Genomic DNA, 16,982 nt, shown 5'->3' on the forward strand with positions numbered 1-16,982 from the left:
CTATCAATGGTCTCACGGTTCTCCGTGATCTCAACGCGCGCGTAGCCTGATCGTACCCTATCCTAACTTCACTATTTTAACTCTTACACACTATGTTAAGCGAATTTAAAGCCTTTATTGCCCAGGGTAATGTGCTCGATCTGGCCGTTGGTATTATTATTGGCGCTGCGTTCACTAAAATTATAAATTCATTGGTGGAGGATATTCTGAATCCAATTCTTGGGCTGGCGCTCGGTGGAGTCGACCTGACTCAATTTAAAATTGTAATTAAAGAGGCTGTTGGAACGATACCCGAAGTAGCTATCCGGTATGGTAATTTTTTGAACGCCATCCTCCAGTTTTTGATCGTTGCCGGGGTCATATTTATGATAGTAAAGGCTGCTAACCGTAGCCGTTTGTCGAAGTCAGCGGAAGCCTGATCTTAATCTGTATTTCGGAAAGTTGATAGAAAAGCCCCGTCCTTTGGTCGGGGCTTCTTCATTTATGCGTTATTTTGCTCCTGATATAGTTAATTATGGCAGCAGCAAAACTAGTAATTCTTGGTGGAGGGGAGAGTGGCGTAGGAGCGGCCTTGCTGGCAAAAGCTAAAGGCTACGATGTATTTCTCTCTGACAAAAGCGCGCTGACCGATGCCTATCGCACCAGGCTACAGTTGGCTGGTATTGCCTTCGAAGAAGGTCAGCATACCGAAGAACGTATTCTGATGGCCGCAGAAGTGGTCAAAAGTCCCGGAATTCCCGGAACTGTGCCACTGGTTCAAAAACTCAGGGCACAGGGCACGCCGGTAATCTCCGAAATTGAGTTTGCCGCCCGTTATACGAAGGCAAAGCTCATTGGCATTACGGGTAGTAACGGGAAAACTACCACCACGCTATTGATCTATCATCTGCTCAAACAGGCTGGTCTTAACGTCGGCCTGGCTGGTAACGTGGGTGATAGTTTTGCCGCACAGGTCATCGATGACACGTTTGATTATTTTGCGCTGGAGCTAAGTAGTTTTCAACTGGACGATATGTACGAAACGCATCTCAATGTGATGGTGCTGCTCAATATAACACCCGACCATCTTGACCGATACGGGTACAACTTTCAGAATTACGTGAATTCCAAATTCCGGATTCTACAAAATGCCGAGCCCAGCGATGACTTTATCTATTTTGCTGAAAGCCGCCCGATCGAACGCGAATTAACAAGGCATAACCCTGCCGTACATCACTTGCCAATTTCGCTTGAAACACCTGTTTCAGAAGGAGGCTACCTGGCTGGTGGGCTGCTACAAACCAAGCGTCGGGGAAAAGCATTCGAGATAAGGCAGGACGAAACCCCACTGCGTGGTCCCCATAATGCCATCAACATGCTGGCGGCTGTGCTGGCGGCTCAGTCGGTAGGCGTATCGAACGAAGCCCTGATGGAGGGTTTGCGCACATTTGAGAACGCGGCCCACCGGCTCGAACCCGCCGGAACGGTTGCTGGCATTCAGTTCATCAATGATTCGAAAGCGACTAATGTCGACTCAGTTTACTACGCCCTGTCGAGTATGGATGCTCCTGTTATCTGGATTGCGGGTGGACAGGATAAAGGCAATGATTACTCTCAGCTTGATGAGTTGGTAGGCCGTAAAGTAAAGACGCTGATTTGTCTGGGCATCGATAATCATAAATTGCTAGATTACTTTGGTACAAAAGTGCCGTCCATCTATGAGACACAGACGGTTCAGGATGCAGTTGCCAAAGGATTGACCTTAGGTCGGCCGGGCGATGTGGTATTACTGTCGCCCGCCTGTGCGAGTTTCGATCTGTTCAAAAATTATGAAGATCGGGGCAATCAATTCAAAGCTGCTGTGAAAAACCTACTGATGAGTGATGAATAATGAATGATGAACGATGAATGATGAGCGCGTTTATCATTCATCATTCATCATTCATCACTCATCGTTCATCACTCATCGTTCATCATTAACAAACATGTTCCTTCGCGACTGGATTCAAACGCATCTGAAAGGCGACCGCCAAATCTGGTGGATCGTGCTGTATTTATCGATCATGAGCGTACTGGTTGTTTACAGCGCGGTCGGTACGAAAGCATTTCGCGAGCTCGACGGTAATACCGAAGCGTTCCTGCTCAAACACGGCTCCCTACTACTACTGGGGTTAGCCTGTACGTATTTTGCGCACCGGGTCAACTACGTTTACTATGCCCGCTTATCGAAATTTGGGCTGTGGCTATCGATTCCGCTGTTGTTATGGGCCTTTTTCAAAGGAACAAACCTGAACGACGCTTCACGCTGGGTTACCATTCCTATCATCAACCAAACTTTCCAGCCATCAGATTTGGCAAAACTGGCGTTAATCTCAAACCTGGCGGCTATGCTGGCCAAGCGGCAGCGGTTTATGAGCGATCCCAGTGTGCTATTCAATCTGATTCTCTGGATCGGTATTATTTGTTCGCTCATTATTCTCTCGAACACGTCAACGGCCCTGCTGCTGGCTGCGACCTGCTTCTTGCTCATGTACATTGGTCGGGTACCCGTCCGGTACCTGGCCTATATGATTGGCGTGTGCGTGCTGTTCGGGGGAATGGCCCTGATGGTAGGGCAGCGTTTTGGAACGGCCACTAACCGTGTGAAAAGCTTTATGGATTCTGACACGATCCTGTACCAGGTCGAGCAGTCTTATATTGCCCTGGCTAACGGTGGCCTGCAGGGCCAGGGTCCTGGAAACAGCCACCAGCGAAATACCCTCCCCAACCCGTTCTCCGACTTTATCTATTCCATTATCGTTGAGGAATATGGGTTGATTTTTGGCGGTATTCCGGTTGTGCTGGCTTACATCCTGTTTCTTTGGCGAGGTATGAAAACGCTTCAGAAAGCGACCCGACCGTTTGGCGGACTGCTATCGGCAGGGCTGACATTCAGCATCGTTTTTCAGGCATTTGCCAGTATTTGTGTGGCTATAGGCCTGGCTCCAGTTACGGGGCAACCGCTCCCGTTGCTCAGCATGGGCGGTACATCGCTCATTTTCACGGGTATAGCTATTGGCATTGTGCTAAGTGTAAGTCGTGATGAAGTTGATGAAAGTAAAATTTAACCCTAGTGATCAGCTATACGTATGGTGGCTATCGCGTCAGTACATACCCATACTGAGCACGCAACATAATCCTGAATGCCAAAACGATTTATTATAAGCGGAGGAGGAACGGGCGGTCATATTTATCCCGCCATTGCGATTGCCAACGAACTGAAAGCACGGGACACCGCCACCGAGATCCTGTTTGTGGGTGCCGAAGGAAAGATGGAAATGGAAAAAGTGCCACGGGCAGGCTACCGTATTGTAGGACTGCCTATAGTGGGCATCAAACGCGAACTGACGTTATCAAACCTGGCTTTTCCGCTCAAATTAGGCCGAAGTCTGCTGAAAGCGCAGGAGGTTATCCGCAACTTTCGGCCCGATGCGGCTATTGGAGTAGGTGGCTACGCCAGTGGGCCGTTGCTTTTATCTGCCTCTCTTCGGGGTATCCCAACGCTTATCCAGGAACAAAACTCGTATGCTGGCCTGACCAACAAAGTGCTTGCCCGCTGGGCGAAGCGTATCTGTGTGGCCTACCCGGGTATGGATGCCTTTTTCGCAGCCGAAAAAATCAGACTGACTGGTAATCCCGTTCGCAGCGACATTCAGTTTGCCGATCAACAGGTTGAAGCAGGACAACTCTTTTTTGGATTGGAATCCAGCCGCCCTACCTTACTGGTGATTGGTGGTAGTCAGGGTGCCCGAACCCTGAATGAGAGCCTGGAGGCAGGCCTTAAGCAATTTGTCGATGCCGGTGTTCAGGTGATCTGGCAAACGGGCCCTGCTTTTATTGAGCGGGCACGAGCCGCCGTAGCCGCCGTTGATTCGCCACTGATAAGGGCCTATGACTTTATCTATGATATGGACAAAGCTTACGCCGTTGCCGATGCTGTAGTATCGCGGGCAGGTGCGCTGTCGGTGTCGGAGCTTTGTCTGGTTGGCAGACCCGCTATTCTGGTGCCATTTCCGGCGGCTGCTGAAGATCACCAGACGAAGAATGCGATGGCCCTGGTCGATCGCCAGGCTGCGCTGCTTATCACCGACCAAAACGCCCGCACCGAACTCGTTACGGCTGCACTCGACCTGCTCAATAACGCTCCGCAACGGCAACAGCTGAGCCGGGAAATCAAAACCTTTGCCAAACCCAATGCTGCCCGCGACATTGCACAGGAAGTGCTAAACCTAACGGGGCCGGGTCTGGCTTAATTTTTAAACTTCTCCAACAGGCCTACCCAAGGTCTGTACCTTTTCGTATGACATTAGATCAATTCAAATACATATATTTTCTCGGCATTGGTGGCATCGGTATGAGTGCGCTGGCTCGCTGGTTTGGCGTGAATGGATACAGCGTTGCTGGCTATGACAAGACACCCTCAGTGCTTACCGATGCGTTGGAGGCCGAGGGCATGGCTATTCATTTCACGGAAGATGTTGACCAGATACCAGCTATGTTTCGCGACAATCCGGCCGAGACGCTTGTAATCTATACACCTGCCGTTCCTAAAACCCACGCAGAATATATTTACCTGACCGAAAAAGGATTCGTTCTGCAAAAGCGGTCACAGGTGCTGGGCCTGCTGGCCGGGCAGATGAAAACAGTGGCCGTAGCCGGTACACACGGCAAGACGACGACATCTTCGATGGTGGCGCATATCCTGCGGCATGCAGGAATGAATTGTGCTGCTTTCTTAGGTGGTATTACCAATAATTATGGTACCAACTTCCTGCTTAACGAACCCGCCGATGATTTAAAGTCGGTTGTTTGCGTGGTGGAGGCCGACGAATTTGATCGGTCGTTTCTGACCCTGTTTCCACAGATTGCCGTTGTTACATCCACAGATGCTGACCATTTGGATATTTATGGAGCGCATGAGGCTGTACTGGAGTCGTTCGGCTTGTTTGTAAGCCAGATCGATTCGGAAGGCGTTTTACTGATGAAGCAAGGTTTATCGCTGGCCGAAAAAACAAAAGCAACCGTTCAGACGTATTCATTGAACGAAGGCGACTTCCATAGCCGTCAATTAAAGATAGAAGACGCTACATTTGTGTTTGATTTAGTATATGAAAGTGGTGTTATTTGCGATATCAAGTTAACTGTTCCCGGATTTCATAACGTGGAGAATGCCGTAGTTGCTGGCGCGGTTGCGCTTGAGTTGGGCGTGTCGCCAGAGGCAATTCGATTGGCCTTAAACAGCTACCGTGGTGTTCGTCGTCGATTCGAGTATGTGCTTAAGACCGATCAGGCCGTATTGATCGATGACTATGCACATCATCCAACCGAAGTGATGGCTTTCCTTTCTTCGGTGAAAGCCCTCTACCCAGACCGGGAGTTAACCGCCATATTTCAGCCGCACCTGTTTAGCCGGACGCGCGATTTTGCTGAAGGCTTTGCCGAGAGTCTATCAATAGCCGACCATGTGCTCCTGCTGGATATTTATCCGGCTCGCGAACTACCCATGGAAGGGGTTACGTCTGATTTGATTTTTCAGGACGTTCGGTCGAAAACAAAAAAACAATGTACCAAAGCCGAATTAACAGACGTTGTGCGAAGAATGAAGCCTTCTTTACTGGTAACTATCGGCGCTGGCGACATCGATAAATTGCTTCCGACATTAAAAACCGTGTTAGAAGACCAATAGATAAGAATATCTGTATGTTCACTTAGCTTATTTACAGATGTTTTCTACCTTTAAATCAGCCAGAAAATGGCTATTCGCTGTCGGAGGACTTTTAGGCTTGTTTAGTCTGATTGCATTCACTGAAATACGGCAAGGACAAAAGCACGTTCAGGGGGTAGTCGTTCGGCTCGACCAGGTGGACGGGCATCGGTTTCTTACCCGGCGTGACGTATCGGGTTACCTGACGAACGAAGGAGCTGATCCGGTTATCGGCAGGGCGTATACCGACATGGACTTGCATCGGCTGGAAGCGCGGTTACGGCAACATGGATTAGTGCAAGATTGTGAAGTGTCGCGTGACTTGTCGGGCAATTTACTCGTCACCATTGAGCAGCCGCGCCCACTGGCGCGATTACTAACCGCTGGTGATGAGATACGATCTGTTTCGGGCCAATATGTTAGTGAAAAGGGTCGGTTCTTTCCGATTTCAATGAACTACTCGGCACGGGTACCCATATTGACGGGCCGTTATTTTGCAGTGAACAGGTCACTGGCAAGTGAGCGCAACTTACCGTTGCTGACCTTGCTGAAACAGATTCAGGATGATCCGTTTTGGCGAGCGCAAATCGCCGAGTTATCGGTCGACGAGCAGGGCGATGTGACGATGTGGCCTCAGATGGGTAACCATCAAATCGAGTTTGGCCCGCCAGTTGATCTGGCAGCCAAGTTTAAAAAGTTGAAACTGTTTTATACGGACGTTTTACCGGCGAAGGGTTGGGACCGTTACAGCCGGGTAAGCGTCCAATATCGAAATCAAATCGTGTGCGAATGACGACTGTAGGTGTGGACGATAAAATTGTGGTTGGCTTAGACATCGGTAGCACGAAAGTGTGTGCGGTGGCAGGCCGGGTTGTTCGAAATAATAAAGATCAGGAAACGCTCGAAGTGTTGGGCGTGGGCGAAACACAACTGACGGATGGCGTGGCCAAAGGGTCGGTCGTGAACGTCAACAACACGGTGAGCGCCATTAAACGCGCCGTTGCTGAAGCCTCAAATCAATCGAATATCAATATTCAATTGGTCAATGTTAGTTTTAGCGGGGCACATGTTCTATCGGTCAAGGCTAGTGGTAACATTACGCGGTCCTCGTCGGGCGATGAAGTGCAAATCGAAGATATCGATCATCTGGTGAGCGATATGTACCGGAACCGCACATCGATTCCGGCCGATAAAGAGATCGTACATGCGCTGCCAATGGATTTCATGGTCGACAATGAAACCAACGTTCAGCAGCCTGTTGGTCGTAACGGAGTCAAACTAGGTGCCGACTTTCAGTTGATTACGGCCCAGTCGAATGCCACCCGCAATGTTCGGAAGTGCATTACCCGTAACAATTTACAGCAGGAAACAATGATGCTGTCCGCCCTGGCTTCGGGCCTGGCGGTATTGACAGATGAAGAAAAATACGCTGGTGTAGCTATTGTCGATATCGGTGGTGGTACGACCGAGATGGCTATTTACTACCGCAATATTCTGCGCCACGTGGCCGTATTCCCATGGGCTGGAAACAGCCTCACGGCGGATATACAGGCTGGGTGCAAGATTTTGCCCAATCAGGCTGAGCAACTGAAAAAACGCTTTGGCAGCGCTAATCCCGGTGAGTACAATCTTAACGAAGTGGTGGCTGTACCCGGTTTGAGCAATCGCAAACCGAAAGATGTGTTGCTGAAAAACGTGGCAGTCATTATGGAAGACCGTCTTCGCGAGATAGCGGCTCTGGTACAGGCCGAGATCATCCGGTCGGGCTATGAAGGTAAATTGCTGGGTGGCCTGGTGCTAACAGGTGGTACAGCCCTCGTTCCTGGTGTAGAACACATCTTCGGTCGGGTAACAGGCGTTGAAGAAGTGCGGGTAGGTTTCCCTGAACACCTGGAGCCTAACGGTCGTGCCGACTTAGTTGGCGATCCTGCTTATGCCACGGCAGTAGGGCTTGTTTGGGCTGGTTATAAAACTATCGATAACCGGATCTCGTTTATCAGTGACCCAACACGGGCTGCTTACAACGAAGAACAGCAGGCCCCGCCCGTTGTTCGCCCATCTTACTCTGCCCCGCCGGCACCCGTTCGTGAGCGGGAGAAAGTTCCTGAAAAAGAGCCGGAAGAAAGTGGCATAATGGCCTGGATACGTCGGGTTACAAAGCCGATTCGCGGTAATGAAACCGATCCCTATTAACGACCCTTCAGGGGGAGACCGGCCTCGCGCCGGTTTGATTGCATTCAGGAGTTTTTAGATAACGAACAGACACCACAGACCCATACGATGCTTAGTCAGGGCTATAGATTCGAAATACCGGACGACAATCCAACCATAATCAAGGTTGTCGGCGTGGGGGGCATGGGCGGCAATGCCGTCAAGCACATGCACAACATCAACATGAAGGATGTAAACTTCGCCGTTTGCAATACCGACCGTCAGGCGCTGATGAGTAATCCTGTTCCAACGAAATTACAGTTGGGCGATGGATTAGGCGCTGGAACCGAGGCCAAGGCGGGTGAAGATGCGGCTCGCGCCAGCATTGAAGAAATCCGAAGCCTGCTGGCTCCACCTACCAAAATGGTCTTCATTACGGCTGGTATGGGTGGAGGGACCGGTACTGGTGCCGCTCCGGTTGTAGCCGAAGTGGCCCGCGAGATGGGGTTACTAACAGTAGCGGTCGTAACGGCGCCCTACTGGTATGAAGGAACCGACAAGAAAGAACAGGCCCGCGAGGGTATTGAGAAGTTAAAGAAAAGTTGTGATACCGTACTCGTCGTGTTGAACGACAAACTGGCCGAGCTGTATAGCGAACTGACGTGGACGGAAGCATACGCCCATGCCGACGATGTACTGGCCAATGCCGTAAAAAGCATTGCCGAGATCATTACAACCCAGGGCGATATCAACGCTGACTTTGCCGACGTTAAAAAAGTGCTTGAACAGGCTGGACAGTCAGTGATGGGGTCGGCGGAAGCGGCTGGTGAAGACCGGGCGTTACGGGCTATCGAAGCCGCGCTGAACTCGCCGTTGCTGAACGATCACGATATTCGGGGAGCCAAGCGTATCCTGCTGACGATCTCGTCGAGCCGTGAACACGCCATGCGCCTGAAAGAGCAGATGGCCATTTCGGAACACGTTGCCAAAAAAATCCAGGCTGAAGCACGGATGTTTAAATTTGGTGCCATAACCGACGAAACGCTGAAAGACAATCTGCGGGTAACGATTATTGCTGCGGGTTTCGATGGTACCACTACGTTAATGGACCAGCTTAAAGGAACCATCGAGCCTGACGTCAATCTGGATATAGTTGTTGGAACGGAGTTACCCGGGAATGGACTTGGGCTGGAGGAGTCTACCGAGGAACTGGTGCCCGTTGATGCCGATGGTGACGATATGGGTATTCCGGTAGGCGTGACGGACAAGGTTCAGGAGAAAGAAACAACCATGACGGGCCCTGGTGGTATTACCATTGTCCGGCCAGACTCAATGCCGGGCATGGGCTTGCGGCCCGACTCGGACGATAACGATACGCTGGTTATGGACGACGAAGATCGCCCCAGCGATATGGACCTGATTCGGCGCACGGTGGACGCTTTTGTGAAAGGACCATACATTCCTGCTGAACTGGACCGGCCTACTTTCGAACGCAACAAAACGCTGCTCTATGCCTTGCCGATGCTACCTGAGCATGAGTTTGTACGGTCGAAATTGAACGATTAAATACCCGTCGGTTTCCTATATTGAAAAGGGCTTTCATCGCGAAAGCCCTTTTTTTTGCCATCTATGGTACTGTGCAACTCCCTTATTACAGCGTCTACTAATGACACATACCGACGTAAAAGAAGCCCTTGTCAGCCTCGAACAGCCCGAACGGGCCTCGTTTGCGGCCCGCTTTTTTAAGACAAAACCGGGGCAGTATGGTGCAGGAGACCAATTTCTGGGCCTGTCTATGCCCCAACAACATAGCATTGCCAAACAGTTTCTGGATCTTCCGTCGAGTGAGGTGGAACAGCTGCTGCATGATCCGTATCACGAATGCCGTATGACCGCCCTGCAAATCTGGTGTTATCAGATGAAGAAGGCAGGCGCTACCCAGGGTAACCTCGTGATGGAGCGGTACCTGGCCAATCGGCAATATGTGAACAACTGGGATCTTGTTGATGTAAGCTGCCCCCAGCTTGTGGGTCGCCCATTGCTGGAAGGCGACCGGTCGTTACTGTATGATCTGGCCCATGAAAATCATTTGTGGAGTCAGCGAATGGCCCTTGTGTCGACGCTGACGTTTATTCGCCGGAATCAGTTTTCCGATACGTTTGCCATTGCCGAGGTGCTACTGGCTCATCCGCACGATTTAATTCATAAAGCCATGGGCTGGATGCTGCGCGAGGTGGGCAAGCGTAACCCCGACGCGCTGGAGGAATTCCTGCATGACCATATCCGGCAGTTGCCCCGAACGGCCCTTCGCTACGCCATCGAACGGTTCGATCCGTCCAGACGACGTTATTATCTGGACCGCTGAGATGGATGGATTGGTGAACGGTCTTCGTATCTTTACAGCCCGTTTACAGAATAAGGTAACAAGCCCGCTCCGTTAACGTTTAACCGAAAACTCTTCGATAATGTCTTGGTTCGTCCGAAAAGATAAGGGCATTCAGACCCCGACCGAAATGAAACGGGAGGCCCCCGACGGTTTGTGGTATCAATGTCCGAACTGCAAAAAAGCGATGCACACGCGGGAGCACAAGCTCAATGCATATACCTGTGTTCACTGCAACTACCACGAAAAAATAGGGTCCGACGCCTACTTCTCGATCCTGTTCGATGACCACCAGTTCACCGAGCTTGATGAGAATATGACTTCGGGCGATCCGCTGAATTTCACCGACACAAAGCCCTATCCAAGCCGCGTCAAGACCACTATGGCTAAAACGGGCTTGAAAGACGCAGTCCGAACTGCCTACGGCCCCGTAAACGGATCTATCGTGACGATGGCTGTCATGGACTTCAACTTCATTGGGGGATCTATGGGGTCGGTTGTAGGGGAGAAAATCGCCCGGGCCATAGACTACGCTATTAAAAACCGGACGCCATTCCTGATGATCTCCCGGTCGGGTGGGGCACGGATGATGGAGGCTGGTTTTTCGCTTATGCAAATGGCAAAAACATCGGCTAAACTAGCGCTGCTCTCCCAGGCTAAACTGCCCTATGTTTCTTTGCTGACCGATCCGACAACGGGGGGCGTAACGGCATCCTATGCCATGCTGGGCGACTTTAATATTGCCGAGCCGGAAGCGCTTATTGGATTTGCCGGCCCGCGGGTTATCCGGGAAACAATTGGTAAAGACCTGCCTAAAGGATTCCAGAGCGCTGAATTTGTACTCGATCATGGTTTCCTCGACTTCATCGTCGACCGTAAAGATTTGAAAGATAAACTGTCCAGCTTGTTCGCTATGTTGGTGTAATGCGTCTGGTCCGCCATCCCGTTCTCTGTAATTATTACGTCACCTACCGGTGCAATGCAACCTGTAGCTTCTGTGATATCTGGGAACGGCCTTCGCCGTATGTCACGCTCGATAATGCCCGGCAAAACCTGCGTGATCTGAAACGGTTAGGCGTTCGGGTGGTGGATTTTACGGGGGGGGAGCCGCTGCTACACCGTCAGCTGCCCGATCTGCTTCGGGAGGCTAAGGAACTGGGGCTTATTACCACCGTTACAACCAACGCGCTGTTGTACCCCAAACAGGCTCAACGCCTGCGGGGTCTGGTCGATATGCTTCATTTTTCACTCGATTCGCCGGTGGCCAGTGAGCATGATGCCTCGCGGGGTGTACGGTGTTTCGATAAAGTAATGGAGTCCATCGTGCTGGCCCGGCAACTGGGCGAACGGCCCGATATCCTCTTTACCGTATTCGAACGCAATGTTCATCAGATTCGGCAAATGCATGAGGAAATATGCCTGCCCAACGATCTGATGCTGATCCTGAATCCGGTCTTCGAATACAATACCGTCGAAACTGGGGATAGACTCTCCGACGATACGCTGCAACAGATGAGTTGGTGGGGAAAGCAGAAAAACGTGTACCTCAACGACGCCTTCATTCAACTCCGGCGTGATGGCGGTAACCACATCGACGCCCCTATTTGCCGGGCGGGGAGCACCACCATTGTTATCTCTCCCGAGAATAAAATCGTACTTCCCTGTTATCATTTGGGGCTGAAAGACTTTTCGATCGACAACAACCTGTATGCGCTCTACCGCTCCGATGAGGTACAGAAGCTGGTGGCGCTGGAGGGTCGCCTGCCTGCCTGCGAAGGATGTGCGATCAACTGTTACATGCAGCCATCGTTTGCCGTTGAGGTCAACAAGTACTTCTGGCGGGCACTGCCCAGTACAATCAAGTATAATTGGGTAAAAGGGACCTGGAAACAGCTGATTTAATGGCTGGATTACCATGAATACCTGTCAACTGATGACCAGTCTCTTTACTTCTTAACCACTTTCTCTGATAGTTTCTTCCCGTTTACGTCGACCTGCACCAGATAGGTCCCAGGCGTCAGGCTATCTAAGCTAATCATTTGTTCATGCCGCCGGGCCAGGCGTTTGAACGGAAGCTCGTGCAGAAGTCGGCCGCTTACGTCCATCAACCGAATCGTTGCCCGTGTTGGGTTACTGCTCTGAACGACGACTTGCAACCGATCATCGACCGGGTTAGGAAATACCGTTAGCTGGACCGCATCGTCCCGGTAGTCGGTTAGTCCTGTTACAGGCCCATTTCCTTCCAGCGCTGGCTCATAAGGCGGTATAGTGCCGGGTAGGCCCGGCCTGTCAACGACAACCAGCGATACTTCAATCAGACTCTGGCTAATCTGGATACCGTTACGGTACTCGCTAACGGTGATGGCCAGGCTGTAATTACCTTGCTCAACGGGTGTATCCCAGGTTATAATGCCGGTACGATTCGCCAGCGTGAACGTACCCTGACGCGCTACGTCGTTTGGGTACTGATACGATTCTACCAGCTGGCGGGAGCATACGTCCGTTCCCACGGTCGTTCGTGGCCGCGTGAGACTATAGACCAGACTGTCACCTTCAGTGTCTATGGTTTCTAGCGGAAATACCAGCCGCTGATTGGTAGCTGCCTGAAAGCCGGTCTCAGGTACAGTAAGCGTTGGTGTCTGGTTACTGCCTCCCGTCGACAGCGTCGTATACAGCACGAGTGGGTACTGATCTGTGAGACCGGGTATGTTCCGGGACATTGACCGGGTCTGGAGGGCTGTTGACAACGTATAGGTGCCCGGCCCGGCAAAGGTGTGCGTAATCCGGTAGGTGTTGATGCTGATCGTTTTATCGTTCATCCATACGCGCGACGTCCTGACTACGGATTGTGTACTGCCATCGCCAAAACAAAGAGAAAGCTGATCCAGCCCAGCGGTTGCCACACTGCCCTGAACTTCGTCCAGGAACAGCCGGACGGTCACCTCATACGTTAAAGCCGTTGTTGAGGTGGAGCGAGCCTGAATATAGCCACCTCGTAAATGAGTGGCGTAGGCCGTTTGAATACTGAACAGTATCAGGCAAAACAGGGTACATGCTTTCATAACGGATCGAGGGAAGGAACAGATGAACTTATCCAGATAACTAGCTATGGATAGATTCCTGTATGCGGAGACATGAACATTTCGTAAGCGGTATTTTTGTACTTTTCGGCCATGCTCTATACCCCTGATCAAGTTGCTCGATTACCCGAAGAAGGGTTTCACTTTCTGATCGTCACGCTTGATGATCACCGGCTGACGATTACCCTCAACCGGCCCGCCAAGAAGAATGCGCTCCATCCGGCCATGCTCAATGAACTGGCGTTTGCGCTGGCTTACGCGCAGTATAATCCTGCTGTCTGGCTCATCGTGTTGGCGGCAGCGGGCGATACCTTCTGCGCTGGCATGGACCTGAAAGCATTGTCGCAGCCCAACGACGGTCTGGTCAGTGGAGTGGAGCGGGTGCCCGTGCCACCTGGCCCTGTGCGGTTGGGAGAGTTAATGGCAGCGTTGCATAAACCGTGTATCGCTCAGGTGCAGGGACCGGTATATGCCGGTGGCTTTTTGCTGGTAGGGGGGAGTACCTATGTTGTAGCTGCCGCTTCGGCTACGTTTAGCCTGCCGGAGGTCAGGCGCGGGCTGTTCCCGTTTCAGGTGCTGGCTGTGCTGCGCGACATCATGCCCGCCCGTACTGCGCTCGATCTGTGCCTGCGTGCCCGAACGCTCTCTGCGGTTGATGCGCAGGCGATTGGACTGGTAACGGATGTTGTTGAGGCCGACGATCTGGCAGATGCCGTTTTTCGTCTGGCCAGCGAACTGAAACAGTATTCGCCCACGGCGATGCAATTCGGCCTTCGTGCGGCTCAACAACTAAAAAGCCTGCCGTCGGAAGAGCAGCAGGCTTTCTTATATGAACAGTTTCAGCAACTTCAGCAAACGAAGGATGCGAAAGAAGGGATGGCCGCTTTTCTGGAAAAACGAAAACCGGAGTGGGAAGGGTAACGGGAGTCATTACTCACATTTCCGCCGGGTGTCGATAATGTTCTGAATCTTCCAGTCGCCGGCGATACGCACGAGGGTGAAGGCGTTGGCGCCACAGTGGCTTTGCTGGCCGTTAAAGTAGAAAGCGTACGGTGTCCAGGCGGTGGCGAGGTCGCCGTCTATTTTGATGTCCATACCCGATAGCCGTTCGTCCAGCGCACCGGCTTTCGCTTTACCAACCGATGCGATGAAACCGGCAATAGGATCTTCTTTTACCGAAACGGCACCCTGTTTGTTCTGTACCGTTTGCAGGCGGGCACCGGGTGCAAACAACGGCTTCATCAGCGTGGAGTCGGCTTTGCTCATGCCTTCGAACATGCGGTTGATCGTAGTCTTCACGGCAGCCTCGTCCTGTGACTGGGCAAATGACGAAGACGAGAGGAACAGGGTTCCGATGAACAGGAAAATGTGTTTCATGGTGGAAGGAGTTGAAAATACGAATGCCATACCGTCAGGATATGGCATTCGTATGGGCGCTAAATGACGGGCTAAATATACTGGTTAACAATCATCTCGTACAACTCCTGTTTGCCGCTGATTTGTTTGGGTTCGCCGTTGGTCATAGCATACTGGCGCAGGTCCTCGAGAGTCAACTCGCCTTTCTCGAACCGCGCTCCCTCTCCCGCATCGTAGCTGGCATACCGATCGGTGCGTAGTTTTTTGTAAGACGACTTGCTCAGAATGGCTTCAGCTGCGATGGCTGCCCGCGCAAACGTATCCATTCCACCAATATGGGCAATGAAAATATCATCCAGGTCGGTAGAACTCCGGCGCGTTTTGGCATCGAAATTAACCCCACCCGATTTGAAACCACCCGCTTCCAGAATGACCAGCATCGCTTCTGTCAGCTCGTACACGTCTACCGGAAACTGGTCGGTATCCCAGCCGTTCTGGTAGTCGCCCCGGTTAGCGTCTATGGTACCCAGCATGTTATTGTCGGCGGCTACCTGTAGCTCATGGGCGAAGGTGTGGCCGGCCAGGGTAGCGTGATTGGTCTCGATGTTTAGTTCGAAGTCATCCTGTAAGCCGTAACGATTGAGGAAACCAACCACCGTAGCCGCATCGAAATCATACTGGTGCTTGGTCGGTTCCATTGGCTTGGGCTCGATGTAGAACGATCCTTTGAACCCCTGTTTACGCGCGTAATCCCGGCTTATTTGCAGAAACTTACCCAGGTGTTCGGTTTCGCGCTTCATGTTGGTGTTCAACAGCGACATATATCCCTCACGACCACCCCAGAAGGTATAGCCCCGTCCGCCAAGTTCGATGGTAGCGTCGATCGCGTTTTTTACCTGCCAGCCGCCATGGGCCAGTACGTGAAAGTCAGGATTGGTGCTGGCTCCGTTCATGTAGCGCTCGTGGCTGAACAGGTTGGCTGTTCCCCACAGAAGCTGTACACCACTGGCCGCCTGTTTCTGCTTCGCGTAGTCGACAATAGCCCGAAAATTTTTCTCGAAATCAGCATTGGAGTTGCCTTCCGGGGCTACGTCCACATCGTGGAAACAGTAGTACTCCATACCGATCTTGGTGATAAACTCGAAGGCGGCATCCATTTTCTGATGAGCCGCCCCGAGGGGGTCGGTCTGGGCGTTGGCATCCCACGGAAAGTGTTTAACACCTGGTCCGAAGGGATCGGCTCCCGTACCGCAGAACGTATGCCAGTAGGCAACCGCAAACCGGAACAGGTCCTTCATGGGTTTGCCCAGGATGGTCCGGCTGGGATCATAGAATTTGAACGCCAGTGGATTGTCAGACTCACGACCTTCGTACTGGATGGGAGCTGAAACGAAGGGGAAATATTCTTTGTCGCCGAGTGTCAGATTCGTTTGAGACATAATCTATTTTTTTAAGTAAGTAAGTTTTCAGAAGCCCGGTGCTCCTGAAAACTTGTTACCTCTCGAAAGACCGATCGGCTGGTTTTCTCCCTACGGGGTTTGAATAGGAATATAAAAACTATCCGGCTTGTTGAACGACTGCTGGTAAGAATACGTACCATCCGGCTGCTGGATCGCCGTGCCTGTCAACTGCTCCAGGGGTACCACCCGTATATCCGATGCCCAAAAATCGGTGTCGATGGTAAACTCCGTTTTGAAATCCTTGTCGGTCGACAGCGTCAGGTAATTTCGAAACCTGAGTGGCGACTGGTCGGCTGCATAGGTGTAGACATTGATTAACGTCGGCTTTTTTTGGTTCGGGTTCCTTTTCGATTCCTCCTGAACGACATCCGGTTTTCCCGTCATGCGTAAGTTGCCGGATGGCACGACGACAAACTGCTTTTTCTCCAGACGGGTCCTGGGCGGGATAAAGCCAATTTGCTCGTCTTTGGTAATAGTGCCGTTAATGGAGCCAATCGAGTAGAGGGCAAAACGCCCCCCCGCGGCCGAATTCGTTAAGTCGACAGCCGCTACGTCTTGCCAGTAGCCTAGCTTATTCTGTCCGACAATGAATGCCGAGCGTTTCCAGTCGATATAGAGGGGTCGGTCCAGCTTGTTGAGCAGTGATAGTGACATTTGCCCCCGTTGGCTCGAGAAATTATAGCGCAGGGTCAGGCTGTCATTATCGAGCACCAGGCCTGCGGGGTCGGGCCTGACATTGTTGCCACGTAAGGTCACCAATTGTGCATTAGGAGAGCAGGCCGACAAGGCTGCCACACACAGGGTCAGGAGAGCTACCGGTTTCATATCGT

Annotated in this window: 16 protein-coding genes; 12 read left to right on the plus strand and 4 right to left on the minus strand. The window is 51.7% G+C overall.

Annotated elements, in window-relative coordinates; genetic code table 11:
• Window positions 1–92 precede the first annotated feature (92 nt).
• From mscL to FH603_RS13670, 11 genes are all read left to right on the plus strand, one after another.
• Window positions 93–419 carry a large conductance mechanosensitive channel protein MscL gene (gene mscL, locus FH603_RS13620; RefSeq protein WP_186738078.1) on the plus strand — a complete coding sequence of 109 codons (327 nt, stop codon included), beginning with the start codon at window positions 93–95 and terminating at the stop codon, window positions 417–419.
• 95 nt (window positions 420–514) lie between these two features.
• Window positions 515–1,870 (plus strand): UDP-N-acetylmuramoyl-L-alanine--D-glutamate ligase, encoded by a 1,356-nt coding sequence (gene murD, locus FH603_RS13625; RefSeq protein ID WP_186738079.1) that lies wholly within the window; start codon window positions 515–517, stop codon window positions 1,868–1,870.
• A 94-nt stretch (window positions 1,871–1,964) separates the two neighbouring features.
• Window positions 1,965–3,086: an FtsW/RodA/SpoVE family cell cycle protein gene (locus FH603_RS13630; protein ID WP_186738080.1), complete on the plus strand. Its 1,122-nt coding sequence runs from the start codon at window positions 1,965–1,967 to the stop codon at window positions 3,084–3,086.
• Between the two features lie 75 nt (window positions 3,087–3,161).
• The gene (gene murG / locus FH603_RS13635) at window positions 3,162–4,271 is read left to right on the plus strand and encodes an undecaprenyldiphospho-muramoylpentapeptide beta-N-acetylglucosaminyltransferase (RefSeq protein ID WP_186738081.1); all 1,110 of its coding nucleotides are present in this window, start codon (window positions 3,162–3,164) and stop codon (window positions 4,269–4,271) included.
• Window positions 4,272–4,318: 47 nt separating this feature from the next.
• A complete protein-coding gene (gene murC / locus FH603_RS13640; protein ID WP_186738082.1) occupies window positions 4,319–5,704 on the plus strand; it encodes a UDP-N-acetylmuramate--L-alanine ligase in 1,386 nt (461 codons plus the stop codon).
• A gap of 37 nt (window positions 5,705–5,741) precedes the next feature.
• Window positions 5,742–6,515, plus strand: coding sequence for a cell division protein FtsQ/DivIB (locus tag FH603_RS13645; RefSeq protein WP_186738083.1), 774 nt, complete (start codon window positions 5,742–5,744; stop codon window positions 6,513–6,515).
• Window positions 6,512–7,915, plus strand: a complete 1,404-nt coding sequence (gene ftsA / locus FH603_RS13650; RefSeq protein WP_186738084.1) for a cell division protein FtsA — start codon at window positions 6,512–6,514, stop codon at window positions 7,913–7,915. The genes FH603_RS13645 and ftsA overlap by 4 nt, the downstream gene beginning before the upstream one ends.
• Before the next feature lie 87 nt (window positions 7,916–8,002).
• Entirely contained in the window at window positions 8,003–9,439 is a 1,437-nt protein-coding gene (gene ftsZ, locus FH603_RS13655) for a cell division protein FtsZ (RefSeq protein WP_186738085.1), read from the plus strand.
• 100 nt (window positions 9,440–9,539) lie between these two features.
• The gene (locus tag FH603_RS13660; RefSeq protein WP_186738086.1) at window positions 9,540–10,238 is read left to right on the plus strand and encodes a DNA alkylation repair protein; all 699 of its coding nucleotides are present in this window, start codon (window positions 9,540–9,542) and stop codon (window positions 10,236–10,238) included.
• 100 nt (window positions 10,239–10,338) lie between these two features.
• A complete protein-coding gene (accD, locus tag FH603_RS13665) occupies window positions 10,339–11,181 on the plus strand; it encodes an acetyl-CoA carboxylase, carboxyltransferase subunit beta (protein ID WP_186738087.1) in 843 nt (280 codons plus the stop codon).
• On the plus strand, window positions 11,181–12,158 hold the full coding sequence (locus FH603_RS13670) for a radical SAM protein (RefSeq protein ID WP_186738088.1): 978 nt from the start codon (window positions 11,181–11,183) through the stop codon (window positions 12,156–12,158). Before accD ends, FH603_RS13670 begins: the two co-directional genes overlap by 1 nt.
• A gap of 44 nt (window positions 12,159–12,202) precedes the next feature.
• Here FH603_RS13670 and FH603_RS13675 read toward each other — a convergent pair whose 3' ends face one another.
• On the minus strand, window positions 12,203–13,318 hold the full coding sequence (locus tag FH603_RS13675) for a T9SS type A sorting domain-containing protein (protein ID WP_186738089.1): 1,116 nt from the start codon (window positions 13,316–13,318) through the stop codon (window positions 12,203–12,205).
• Window positions 13,319–13,429: 111 nt separating this feature from the next.
• Between FH603_RS13675 and FH603_RS13680 the strand changes: the two genes are divergently transcribed.
• Window positions 13,430–14,257 carry an enoyl-CoA hydratase/isomerase family protein gene (locus FH603_RS13680; protein WP_186738090.1) on the plus strand — a complete coding sequence of 276 codons (828 nt, stop codon included), beginning with the start codon at window positions 13,430–13,432 and terminating at the stop codon, window positions 14,255–14,257.
• Window positions 14,258–14,266: 9 nt separating this feature from the next.
• Here the strand turns inward: FH603_RS13680 and FH603_RS13685 are convergent, their stop codons facing one another.
• The 3 genes from FH603_RS13685 to FH603_RS13695 form a co-directional block, all read right to left on the minus strand.
• Window positions 14,267–14,713, minus strand: a complete 447-nt coding sequence (locus tag FH603_RS13685; protein ID WP_186738091.1) for a nuclear transport factor 2 family protein — start codon at window positions 14,711–14,713, stop codon at window positions 14,267–14,269.
• 71 nt (window positions 14,714–14,784) lie between these two features.
• Window positions 14,785–16,131 (minus strand): xylose isomerase, encoded by a 1,347-nt coding sequence (gene xylA, locus FH603_RS13690; RefSeq protein ID WP_186738092.1) that lies wholly within the window; start codon window positions 16,129–16,131, stop codon window positions 14,785–14,787.
• A gap of 90 nt (window positions 16,132–16,221) precedes the next feature.
• On the minus strand, window positions 16,222–16,977 hold the full coding sequence (locus FH603_RS13695) for a hypothetical protein (protein WP_186738093.1): 756 nt from the start codon (window positions 16,975–16,977) through the stop codon (window positions 16,222–16,224).
• Window positions 16,978–16,982: the final 5 nt, after the last annotated feature.

The organism is Spirosoma utsteinense (assembly GCF_014282275.1).
GTDB classification, from domain to species: Bacteria; Bacteroidota; Bacteroidia; order Cytophagales; family Spirosomataceae; genus Spirosoma; species Spirosoma utsteinense.

Coding starts and splice junctions, on each gene's coding strand:
- mscL (WP_186738078.1), top strand. CDS start 93: ATGTTAAGCGAATTTAAAGCCTTTATTGCCCAGGGTAATGTGCTCGAT.
- murD (WP_186738079.1), top strand. CDS start 515: ATGGCAGCAGCAAAACTAGTAATTCTTGGTGGAGGGGAGAGTGGCGTA.
- FH603_RS13630 (WP_186738080.1), top strand. CDS start 1,965: ATGTTCCTTCGCGACTGGATTCAAACGCATCTGAAAGGCGACCGCCAA.
- murG (WP_186738081.1), top strand. CDS start 3,162: ATGCCAAAACGATTTATTATAAGCGGAGGAGGAACGGGCGGTCATATT.
- murC (WP_186738082.1), top strand. CDS start 4,319: ATGACATTAGATCAATTCAAATACATATATTTTCTCGGCATTGGTGGC.
- FH603_RS13645 (WP_186738083.1), top strand. CDS start 5,742: ATGTTTTCTACCTTTAAATCAGCCAGAAAATGGCTATTCGCTGTCGGA.
- ftsA (WP_186738084.1), top strand. CDS start 6,512: ATGACGACTGTAGGTGTGGACGATAAAATTGTGGTTGGCTTAGACATC.
- ftsZ (WP_186738085.1), top strand. CDS start 8,003: ATGCTTAGTCAGGGCTATAGATTCGAAATACCGGACGACAATCCAACC.
- FH603_RS13660 (WP_186738086.1), top strand. CDS start 9,540: ATGACACATACCGACGTAAAAGAAGCCCTTGTCAGCCTCGAACAGCCC.
- accD (WP_186738087.1), top strand. CDS start 10,339: ATGTCTTGGTTCGTCCGAAAAGATAAGGGCATTCAGACCCCGACCGAA.
- FH603_RS13670 (WP_186738088.1), top strand. CDS start 11,181: ATGCGTCTGGTCCGCCATCCCGTTCTCTGTAATTATTACGTCACCTAC.
- FH603_RS13675 (WP_186738089.1), bottom strand. CDS start 13,318: ATGAAAGCATGTACCCTGTTTTGCCTGATACTGTTCAGTATTCAAACG.
- FH603_RS13680 (WP_186738090.1), top strand. CDS start 13,430: ATGCTCTATACCCCTGATCAAGTTGCTCGATTACCCGAAGAAGGGTTT.
- FH603_RS13685 (WP_186738091.1), bottom strand. CDS start 14,713: ATGAAACACATTTTCCTGTTCATCGGAACCCTGTTCCTCTCGTCTTCG.
- xylA (WP_186738092.1), bottom strand. CDS start 16,131: ATGTCTCAAACGAATCTGACACTCGGCGACAAAGAATATTTCCCCTTC.
- FH603_RS13695 (WP_186738093.1), bottom strand. CDS start 16,977: ATGAAACCGGTAGCTCTCCTGACCCTGTGTGTGGCAGCCTTGTCGGCC.